The sequence below is a fragment of the Ectorhizobium quercum genome (assembly GCF_026552795.1).
GTDB classification, from domain to species: Bacteria; Pseudomonadota; Alphaproteobacteria; order Rhizobiales; family Rhizobiaceae; genus Ectorhizobium; species Ectorhizobium quercum.
In genome coordinates this window covers 79,529-89,974 of sequence record NZ_JANFPI010000011.1, presented here as the reverse complement: position 1 = coordinate 89,974, position 10,446 = coordinate 79,529, and the positions used below count along the sequence as shown (strand labels likewise).

9 protein-coding genes are annotated in these 10,446 nt (G+C 63.5%); 3 read left to right on the top strand and 6 right to left on the bottom strand.

Features of this window, described 5'->3' with window-relative positions; all coding sequences use genetic code 11:
- Positions 1 to 16: 16 nt before the first annotated feature.
- The 3 genes from tuf to rpiA all read right to left on the bottom strand — a co-directional run bounded on the left by tuf (position 17) and on the right by rpiA (position 2,964).
- Entirely contained in the window at positions 17 to 1,192 is a 1,176-nt protein-coding gene (gene tuf, locus NOF55_RS22300; RefSeq protein WP_306411659.1) for an elongation factor Tu, read from the bottom strand.
- A 359-nt stretch (positions 1,193 to 1,551) separates the two neighbouring features.
- Positions 1,552 to 2,106, bottom strand: a complete 555-nt coding sequence (locus tag NOF55_RS22295; protein WP_306413333.1) for a DUF2059 domain-containing protein — start codon at positions 2,104 to 2,106, stop codon at positions 1,552 to 1,554.
- Between the two features lie 159 nt (positions 2,107 to 2,265).
- Positions 2,266 to 2,964: a ribose-5-phosphate isomerase RpiA gene (gene rpiA, locus NOF55_RS22290; protein ID WP_306413332.1), complete on the bottom strand. Its 699-nt coding sequence runs from the start codon at positions 2,962 to 2,964 to the stop codon at positions 2,266 to 2,268.
- 137 nt (positions 2,965 to 3,101) lie between these two features.
- Here rpiA and NOF55_RS22285 point away from each other — a divergent pair, with 137 nt between their 5' ends.
- Positions 3,102 to 3,785, top strand: coding sequence for an HAD family hydrolase (locus NOF55_RS22285; RefSeq protein ID WP_306413331.1), 684 nt, complete (start codon positions 3,102 to 3,104; stop codon positions 3,783 to 3,785).
- Between the two features lie 218 nt (positions 3,786 to 4,003).
- On the opposite strand, the gene NOF55_RS22280 is transcribed toward NOF55_RS22285, so the two are convergent.
- Entirely contained in the window at positions 4,004 to 5,878 is a 1,875-nt protein-coding gene (locus tag NOF55_RS22280; RefSeq protein WP_306413330.1) for a L,D-transpeptidase family protein, read from the bottom strand.
- Between the two features lie 328 nt (positions 5,879 to 6,206).
- On the bottom strand, positions 6,207 to 6,764 hold the full coding sequence (locus NOF55_RS22275) for a cytochrome b (RefSeq protein ID WP_306413329.1): 558 nt from the start codon (positions 6,762 to 6,764) through the stop codon (positions 6,207 to 6,209).
- 329 nt (positions 6,765 to 7,093) lie between these two features.
- Here NOF55_RS22275 and fumC point away from each other — a divergent pair, with 329 nt between their 5' ends.
- A complete protein-coding gene (gene fumC / locus NOF55_RS22270; RefSeq protein ID WP_306413328.1) occupies positions 7,094 to 8,485 on the top strand; it encodes a class II fumarate hydratase in 1,392 nt (463 codons plus the stop codon).
- A gap of 212 nt (positions 8,486 to 8,697) precedes the next feature.
- The gene (locus NOF55_RS22265) at positions 8,698 to 9,762 is read left to right on the top strand and encodes a GGDEF domain-containing protein (RefSeq protein ID WP_306413327.1); all 1,065 of its coding nucleotides are present in this window, start codon (positions 8,698 to 8,700) and stop codon (positions 9,760 to 9,762) included.
- Between the two features lie 27 nt (positions 9,763 to 9,789).
- Here the strand turns inward: NOF55_RS22265 and NOF55_RS22260 are convergent, their stop codons facing one another.
- Positions 9,790 to 10,398: a pyridoxamine 5'-phosphate oxidase family protein gene (locus NOF55_RS22260; protein ID WP_306413326.1), complete on the bottom strand. Its 609-nt coding sequence runs from the start codon at positions 10,396 to 10,398 to the stop codon at positions 9,790 to 9,792.
- Positions 10,399 to 10,446 lie beyond the last annotated feature (48 nt).

The window sequence follows — 10,446 nt, the reverse complement described above, 5'->3', positions numbered from 1 at the left end:
CCCCCCCTGTCGGGGATTACTCGACGATGGAGGCGACGATACCGGCGCCGACCGTGCGGCCGCCTTCGCGGATCGCGAAGCGCAGCTTCTCTTCCATCGCGATCGGAACGATCAGCTCGACGTCGACCGTCACGTTGTCGCCCGGCATCACCATTTCCGTGCCTTCCGGAAGCGTAACGATCCCCGTCACGTCCGTCGTGCGGAAGTAGAACTGCGGACGGTAGTTCGTGAAGAACGGCGTATGACGGCCGCCCTCTTCCTTCGTCAGGATGTAGGCTTCAGCCTTGAACTTCTTGTGCGGCTTAACCGAACCCGGCTTGCACAGGATCTGGCCACGCTCGACACCGTCACGGTTCACACCGCGAACCAGCGCGCCGATGTTGTCGCCGGCCTGCCCCTGGTCCAGAAGCTTGCGGAACATTTCCACGCCCGTCACCGTCGTCTTCGACGTCGGACGGATGCCGACAATCTCGACTTCCTCACCGACCTTGACGATCCCGCGCTCGACGCGGCCCGTCACAACCGTGCCGCGGCCGGAGATCGAGAACACGTCTTCGATCGGCATCAGGAACGGCTGGTCGATCGGACGCTCGGGCGTCGGGATGTAGGCGTCGACGGCGGCCATCAGCTCGCGGATCGCGTCTTCACCGATCGTCTTGTCCGAATCTTCAAGAGCGGCCAGAGCCGAACCCTTGATGATCGGGATATCGTCGCCGGGGAAGTCGTAGGACGACAGAAGCTCGCGGACTTCAAGCTCGACCAGTTCCAGAAGTTCCGGGTCGTCCACCTGGTCGACCTTGTTCAGGAACACCACGATCGCCGGAACGCCGACCTGACGGGCCAGCAGGATGTGCTCGCGCGTCTGCGGCATCGGGCCGTCGGCGGCCGAGCACACCAGGATCGCGCCGTCCATCTGCGCAGCACCCGTGATCATGTTCTTCACGTAGTCGGCGTGGCCGGGGCAATCGACGTGCGCATAGTGGCGGTTTGCCGTCTCGTACTCGACGTGTGCCGTCGAGATCGTGATGCCGCGCGCCTTTTCTTCCGGAGCGGCGTCGATCTGGTCGTACGCCTTGAACTCCCCGAAGAACTTCGTGATCGCAGCCGTCAAAGACGTCTTGCCGTGGTCAACGTGCCCGATCGTACCAATGTTAACGTGCGGCTTCGTCCGCTCAAACTTGCTCTTTGCCATTTTATTCTTCCTGTGATCCGTAAGGTGGTTGACCCGGCGAACCGGTTTGGTCTGGCCGTTTAAGGCTTTCGCAAGCAATGCGCAAGACCTAAAGCGTATGGCGATTGCACGGCATGCTGTCGCATGGACCAAGTTGCTGATTTTCCGCACGCGGATGCCAGCGCCGGATCGCCCCGAGCGGCCGTCCCGAAGCCCCGAAGCCGCGACACTCCACTACGCCGAAACGGCCACGGAACATGGTCGTTTGCCGGCAGGTAGCGTGGGCGGCCGCGAATCGAACACGGCCACTGTTCCACCGAGACGAAAAGAGCCCGGCCATGCCGGGCTCCTTCGACAGCGTCAGATATCGCCGCCGAAACTCAGTTGTTGGGCGCGGTGGCGCCGGGCGTGGTCCCTTCCGCCGGAACCGGAGCCGAAACGACCTTCTGCAATTCCTCCGCGACGGAGGTGTTGAGATCGCGGTCGATACCCGCGCCCCAGATATCGGCGGCGCGCAACAGTTCGCGCATCGCGATCGGCCCGTCCTTCAGGAGCTTCTTGCCCGCTTCCGTCCGGTAGAAGGCGGCGATGTCGTTCAGTTCCTGAACCGAGAAGGTCTTGGCGTAGATCGCTGCCGATTCCCGCTCCAGATCGGCACGGCGCTGCACGAGAGCCAGCGCCTTCTCGTCGACGATATCGCTGATCTGCTGTTGCAGGTCGGGATAGGTCTGGATATGCGCCGCCTTCAGCCGTTCGGCGATCATCGGCAGGATGTTGTCGAACTGATCGGTCACGCCGAGGGCGGTGATTGCCTCGCGCGCGGCCTTGATCTGTTCCTCTGAAGGCTCCTGCGCCCGGGCCGGAACGGTCATGGCGATGCCCGACAGTAGAACGGCGATCACGGCGGCGCGGCCGACACCCGCAAATCTGATCATGAGGTTTTCTAGCTCCTGTCTCATTAAAGTCGTATCCGGTCGCACGGCGGCAAAGCGCAAGGCGATCGGCCCTCTCGAAAATGCCGCCCGGGCATTGCTGGCCGGCTGCGCCGGGCCTGTCCCACAGGCCTCAATCCCGTTTCAGGTGTCCCGTGCGGATCACCCCTCGGCCTCGATCACCGTGGCGCCTTCGGCACCGGCAATGACGGCGGCATCGGCAAGGCCGATGAAAAGCCCGTGCTCGACCACGCCGGGAATGGCGTGAAGGGCATCGGAGAGTGCCTCTGCATCAGGAATGCGGCCAAAAGATGCGTCGAGGATGTAATGGCCGCCATCGGTTACGAAAACGCCGTCGCCGGACTGCCTCAGCCGGATCTCGCCCGACAGGCCGAGCCTGGCCGCTGCCTTCTCCACCGCAATCCGGGTCGCGGCGAGACCGAACGGATTGACCTCGACCGGCAGCGGAAACTTGCCAAGCGTCTCAACCAGCTTTGTCTCGTCGGCGATCACGATCATCCGTTCCGACGCGCTGGCGACGATCTTCTCACGCAGCAACGCTCCGCCGCCGCCCTTTACCAGACGCAGCGCGGAATCGACTTCGTCCGCGCCATCGACGGTCAGGTCCAGTTCCGGCAGTTCGTCAAGCGACTTCAGCGGCACGCCCAGTTCCAGGCAGAGCCGCGCAGTCCGTTCGGAGGTCGGAACCCCCTGGACCTTGAAACCCCCGGCAACCTTTTCGGCCAGAAGCCGGACGAACTCCTCGGCCGTCGATCCCGTGCCGATGCCGAGCCGCATTCCATCCTCCACAAAGCCGAGCGCGACAGCAGCGGCCTTGATTTTCATCTCGCGGGCGTCCATGCGCCGAAAACTCCCGTATATTCACACCGCCGCCTGTTTACACGCGTCGCGATGCAAACGAAAGCCCCTTTCAAAAAGACGAACGGCAAGGCATTTTGCCCTGCATCGCCCGCGATTCAACGCACGAAAGCCATGATATGCCCCAGCCAGATACCGCGCCGCTCGTCATCTTCGATCTCGACGGAACCCTCGTCGATACGTCGCCCGATCTCGTCGCCAGCCTCAACCACACGATCACCGCCGAAGGGCTCGAACCCGTCACCTATGAGGACCTGACGCATCTCGTCGGCCAGGGCGTTCACATGATGATCAGGCGCGCCTATGCCATGCACGAGCGCGATCTCGATGACGCCACCCTCGCACGCCTGTTCGACCGCTTCATGGCCTTCTATCTCGACACGATGCCGGGCGACAGCCACCCCTATCCGGGCGTCGTCGAGGCGCTCGACCGGCTGGCCGGCGCCGGCATGAAGCTGGCGGTCTGCACCAACAAGATCGAAAGCCTGACCTTTCCGCTTCTCGAAAAACTGGGACTCGGGGGCCGCTTCGCGGCGATCACCGGCGGCGACACCTACGCCTTCCGCAAGCCGGATGCGCGCCACATCCTCGGCACCATCGAGAAGGCGGGCGGAACGCCGGCCCGCTCGATCATGATCGGCGACAGCGTCAACGATATCGCCGCCGCGCAGAACGCCGCGATCCGTTCGATCGCCGTGCCCTTCGGCTATTCGGACGTCCCGGTGGAAACCCTCGGCGCGGACCGGATCATCACGCATTTCGACGAATTGACGCCAGCTTTGATTGAAGATCTGCTGAACTGACGCCGAAAACGGCAAAAGGCGGCCCGAACGCCGCCTTCAGCATATCTGGAGCATATCTGGCAAACCCTCTCCTTTTGTCACCCTCGGCCTTGAGCCGAGGGTCCATGCCACGGGTGCCGCATGGATGCTCGGGTCAGGCCCGAGCATGACGAAAGAGAGCGACGGGCAGTTTGCCAGCTGTCTGAAGCCGCCTTCTCCAGACCTTGCTTCGCCAGCGATCAGCTCGCCAGACGCGCCTTCGACGTCGCGGAGAACGCCTTCTGGACATAGCTGTCGCGGTCATAGACGTCGTCGTAATAGTGGATGACGCCCTGCTCATCCGGCCAGGCCGTGAAGTAGGCGATGTAGACCGGAATATCGGCGGTCACGCGCAGGGCGCGGTTCCGGCCGGCGTCGATCTGCTTGCCGACGTCCTCTTCCGTCACGCCCAGCACGGCGGCCGCCATGCGGCGCGGTTCGGCAAGGCGCACGCAACCGTGGCTGAGCGCCCGCATGTCGCGGTTGAAGAAGCTCTTGGACGGCGTGTCGTGCATGTAGATCGCATGCGCGTTCGGGAACAGGATCTTCAATTCGCCGAGCGCATTGTCGCTCGACGGCGGCTGGCGCACGGAAAGGCCCGACGTCGAACCGTACCAGTTGACCGAGGACGACGGCACGGCCCTGCCGTTCAAGGCGACCTCGTAGCCCATGCGGTCGAGATAGGAGGGATCGGCGCGCAGCTTGGGCAGCATCTCGTTGATGATGATCGACTGCGGGACGCCCCAGTAGGGGTTGACCTCGACGGTCTCGATCTGGTCCTGGAAGAAATAGGTCTGGTTGGCCTTGGAACCGATGACGACGCGCATCGAGAACTGCTGCGCGCCGCCTTCGAAATAGGATGCCGTATAGGCCGGCTGGTTGATGAAGACATGGCGGCTGCCGAGGTCGTTCGGAAGCCAGCGCGCCTGCTCCATCGCCACGACGACCTTGGCGATCTTGGCATCGTTGCTGTCGCCCACCAGCGCACGCACCGTCGCGGCGCCGACGACGCCGTCCGGTTTGAGGCCGGCCTCCTGCTGGAAATCCTTCACGAGATCCACCAGTTCCGGCGCATAGTCCGGCGATCCGGCATAGGAGGAGAGGATTTCCGCATGCTGCGCCTTCAGCGCCGCCGAGCCGCGATGCCGGATGGCCTCGACGATATTCGCAAGCTCGGGATTGCTCTGGCCGGGCCGCAGCAGACGCTCGAGATCGATCCGGACGCGATGGCTCTCGTCGTTCTCGCTCTTCAGCCGCGCCAGTTCGGCCTTCAGCGCCGCAAAATGCGCACTCGACGGCTGGCGGCTGACGAGATAGGCGGTCACATCGGGCGAGGCCTTCACGATCTTCAGCACTGGGGCAAGGTTGATCTTCTTGCGGGCGAAATCGTGATAACCGGAAATCCGGTTCGGATCGACGCGTCCGCGCTGGGCATCCTCGACATAGGCCAGAACGCGGGCGGAAAGCTCGATCTCGAACGCGCTCAGCGCCGCGGCATCCGCGCCGGCCTCACCGCTGAGCGCGGGCTGGACCACGGCGTAATCGTCGGCATCGAGGCCGTAGGCGCCGGCATCGGCCAGCACCGCCAGCGCGGCCCGCGCACGTTCGTTCACGCCTCCGTCCTCGACCCACACGAACGCGCCGCCGTCGCTGTAGTAAGCCTCGACGGCATCGGCGACGGTGGCCGGCGCCAGAACGGAAGACGAGGACAGGAAGCTGCGCAGATCCGGATCGGACGTCACGCTGCCGGTCGTCAGTTCGCTGTCGGGGACCGCCACGGCGGCGTTGTCGCGGAAGGCGATCCGGCGCACGGCGTCCGGCTTGTAGGTGTAATAGCGCGGGCCGGTCACTTTCGGCGTGCTGGCGGCGGCGGAGCCGGCATTGCCGGTGCCGGGCATCCGGGACGGTGCCGGCGCGTATTGCTCGGTCGTTCCCTGCCTGTCGATCAGCCTGCCGTTCTTGACATTGCCGCGCAGCATGTCGAGCAGCGTATAGGCCGCGGCAGGCGACGGCGCCACAGCCGTGGCAAGGCAGGAAAGAGTGAGTGCTGCGGCGGCGCTTCTGGAAATTTTCATGCGTGAATGGTTCCCTTGCAGGGTGTCTGTCCGGACGCCCGCTTTTTTGAAGCCTCTTAGCCGATTGGCGGTGCGATGGAAAGGAAGAGGCAGGGCTTTCGCACATCAATTCCGCGCGAATGCCCGGTCCGTTCCCGTCTCCCGCCGGAGACTAATATCCATCGGTTTACGAATGTTTACCTTAACCGGCTGTTAATCGACTTTCGTCGCGAAAACGGGCGTTTTCGGGCAGGATTTCATCGTGCAAGGGAATGACGACAGCGCCATGTCCGCAATCGCAACCGTGGGGCGGCACCCGCAGGAGCCGCCTCACCTCTTGCGGGAGCGCTCAGCGCACGCCCCGCACCATCATGCGCGCCGTATCGTCCTTCCAGGCGAAATGGTGGACGAAAACCATCGCGATGTGACCGGCAACCAGGGTCAGCAGCACCCAGGCCGAAAGCGAGTGAGTCGCGCTGCCGAGCGCGGTCATCCATTCGATCCGCTCGCCGCCACCGGCCATCAGCGGCAGGCCGAAAGGCTCGAAAGGACGGGCGGAGCCATATTGGCGCAAAAGCGCGACGGACGGACAGAACACCATCAGCGCATAGAGCGCCAGGTGGCCGAGGCTTGCCATCTGCCCGACGAGCCCTTCATGGCGCGGGCGCCGGGACATGTTCGCCAGCCCCCATGCGCCGCGCAGGAAGACGAGCACGAAAAGCAGCGCTCCGATGTTCCGGTGAGTGCCCCAGAAAAACGCGCTGATGGCCAGGTCACGATTGATCGCATGCAGGGCGGCACCGAAAAACTGCCAGGCGAACAACAGCGCCATCAGCCAGTGAAAGGCGCGCGACACAGAGCCGTATCCGGACGGCTGGTCGCGAAAATGGGCGGTAGTCGAATTCATTAGGCGATCTCCTTGAGACATGGCCCTCCCTGGCAGGAAAATGCCAGATCGTTTCGCCGGATCAAGACAAGCCTTCCTCTTTCCGAATGACTTTCTTGTGAGGTCTTGACGATTGATCGGTTTCGGGCGGCAACGCTCCGTTTCACCGCCGCGCCGCACCCCCGGAGCAGCCGCAAACGCCGTCCGCCAGCCGCTTAGGATTTTTTCGCGTTCTCATACAAAGGCCGGGTTTGCATGCGGCCCGCATCTCACTATAACCGTCGCCGAGGATCGCCGCTCATGCCCTTCTGCGCATGGGGCGAAGTGCTTGAACGAAAGGGCAGGATACCATGACGACCCGCACCGAAACCGATACATTTGGCCCCATCGAGGTCGCCGCCGACCGCTACTGGGGCGCGCAGGCGCAACGCTCGCTCGGCAACTTCAAGATCGGCTGGGAAAAGCAGCCCGTCGCCGTGGTCCGCGCCCTCGGCATCGTCAAGCAGGCGGCCGCCCGCGCCAACATGGCGCTTGCCGGTCTCGACCCCAAGATTGGCAACGCCGTCATCGAGGCCGCGCAGGAAGTCATCGACGGCAAGCTGAACGACCACTTCCCGCTCGTCGTCTGGCAGACCGGCTCGGGCACGCAGTCGAACATGAACGCCAATGAGGTGATCTCCAACCGCGCCATCGAAATCCTCGGCGGCGAGAAGGGCAGCAAGAAGCCCGTTCATCCCAACGATCACGTCAACATGAGCCAGTCGTCGAACGACACCTATCCGACGGCCATGCACATCGCCTGCGTCGAGCAGATCGTCCATCACCTGCTGCCGGGCCTGAAGCACCTGCACGCCGCGCTCGAAGCCAAGGTGAAGCAGTTCGCCCACATCATCAAGATCGGCCGCACGCATACGCAGGACGCCACGCCCCTGACGCTCGGCCAGGAATTCTCCGGCTATGCCGCGCAGGTTGCCTCCGCCATCGCCAACATCGAGCTGACCCTGCCCGCGCTCTCGAAGCTTGCCCAGGGCGGCACCGCCGTCGGCACCGGCCTCAACGCACCGGTCGGCTTTGCCGAGAAGGTCGCCGAGGAAATCTCGAAGATCACCGGCCTGTCCTTCGTCACCGCGCCGAACAAGTTCGAGGCGCTCGCCTCGCACGATTCGATGGTCTTCTCGCACGGCGCCATCAACGCCGCCGCCGCCGCGCTGTTCAAGATCGCCAACGACATCCGCTTCCTCGGCTCCGGCCCGCGCGCCGGTCTCGGCGAACTCGCCCTGCCGGAAAACGAGCCGGGCTCCTCGATCATGCCGGGCAAGGTCAACCCCACCCAGTCCGAAGCTCTGACGCAGGTCTGCGCCCACATCTTCGGCAACCATGCGGCGCTCACCTTCGCCGGCTCGCAGGGTCACTTCGAGCTGAACGTCTACAATCCGATGATGGCCTACAACTTCCTCCAGTCGGTCCAGTTGCTCGGCGACGCCGCCGTCTCCTTCACCGACAATTGCGTGGTCGGCATCGAAGCCCGCGAAGACAACATCCGCAAGGGCGTCGAGAACTCCCTGATGCTCGTGACCGCACTGAACGGCAAGCTCGGCTACGACGCCTGCGCCAAGATCGCCAAGACGGCCCACAAGAACGGCACGACGCTGCGCGAGGAAGCCGTCGGCGGCGGATACCTCACCAACGAGGAATTCGACCAGTATGTCCGCCCGGAAAACATGATCGGCCCGAAGGCCTGATCCTTCCCCCGTATCGAACGGAAAAGCCCGCTTCCGGCATGGAGGCGGGCTTTTTCGTTTGACGCGCCGCCTGCCCGGCAAGCGCCTTTCCAGGCAAAAACGCTGCGATTTTATGAGGTTGCGAAAACCTTCGTTAGTGTCGAAACCATTAATTGTTTTCAAAGAAATTTAGCATACCAATTCTGGCAATCGTATTTTTGGAGAGCTTGCCGATGAACACGGCAACAGTTGCAAAGACCCAGGCGCCGGACGTTGCGGGCCAGATCACATATGCAATGCGCACGATGGGCGTGGCACCCATTCCGCGCAACTACCAGCTCTTCTACGAAGCCTATATCGGTTCCAATCCGACGCTGACCCGCGAACTCGCCGCCCTCGGCAACCGGGCCACCCAGCGCGATCTCGACGAGATCGGCGCCAAGTATTTCGCCAACAATCCGGGCGGCGTCATCGAAGGTGCCCATTCCCGCATCCTGGCGGAACTGGACGCGCTTCTGAAAGTGCTCAAGCAGGAACAGACGTCGCTCGAAAGCTACAACCGCCTGCTGGGCGAGACCTACAGCCACATCGAGAACAGGAGCCAGTCGAGCGCCGACATCATCCAGAACGCGATCGGGATCCTGTCGGAAGCCACCGGACGAACAATGGCGCACGGCCAGCGCACCGTCATGAACGTCAACCAGCGTTCGGCGGAGATGGATCAGGTCCGCAGGGAACTCGACGAGTACAAGCGCATCGCCAACACCGATTCGCTGACCCGGCTTTCCAACCGCCGCGCCTTCGACGACAGGCTGGCGTCCATCTACGACAACCCGATGAACGTGACGCTGACGGCCCTCATCGTCATCGATGTCGATCACTTCAAGCGCATCAACGACATGTTCGGCCATCCGGTCGGCGACAAGATCCTTGCATCGGTCGCCGGCGTCATCCGCTCCCACCTGCGCAAGGAGGCCTTCGTCGCCCGCGCGGGCGGCGAGGAATTCGCCGTCGTCCTCGAGGGCAACACCGCCGAGGAAATCAGCGCCGTCTGCGAACGGCTGCGCAGCGCGGTGGAGGCGACCCCGTTCCGCAATTCCCGCACCAACATCAATTACGGCCCCATCACCGTCTCGATCGGCTTCTGCATGGCGGATCAGGCGAACGATCCCGGCGAACTCTACAGCAAGGCCGATATCGCGCTTTATTGCGCCAAGGAAAGCGGCCGCAACCGCTCCGTCCAGTTCAGCGACGAGATGAAGAAGGAATTCACCAAGGGGTGGCTGATCTACAAGTGACCCCTCGCGGGAACGGCGACGCCGCCGTCACCACATGCTGTTCCGTGCCCTTTCCGGCCATTCCCGATCATAGGTCTCTGCGTCGAAATCCGCCTTGGCGCCCTTGAGCATCTCGCCGGCGCTCGGAAGACTGTCGGCGGGCACGGCGCGTTCCGGGTTCCACAGCGCCGCCCGCATCACGGCGCGGGCGCACTGGAAATAGACCTCGCCGATGGTCGTCACCACCACGCTGCGCGGATGCCTGCCATCCACCTCGAAACTTTCGAGCAGCGCCTGATCGACGGACACGACCGCCGTTCCGTTGACCCTGAGAACGCTGTTCGAGCCGGGTATCAGGAACATCAGCGCGACGCGTGGATCACGCACGATGTTGGCGAGCGAATCGACCCGGTTGTTGCCGCGCCAGTCGGGCAGAAGCAGCGTCCTGTCGTCCGCGATCCGCACCACCGAATCGTCATCGCCGCGCGGCGAACAGTCGAGCCCTTCGGGGCCGACGGTCGCGAGCGCCAGAAAGGGCGAGGCCTCGATCATCCGCCGGTATTCGGCCGTCAGCGCCGGCCGCACCTTGACCAGAGCCGCCTCGCCGGGCACGCCGTAAAGCGCATGCAGTTCATCGATCGTGCGAATGATGCTCATGGATGTGCTCCCCCGTGCAAGCGCTCCATATAATATACCCTTCATGAC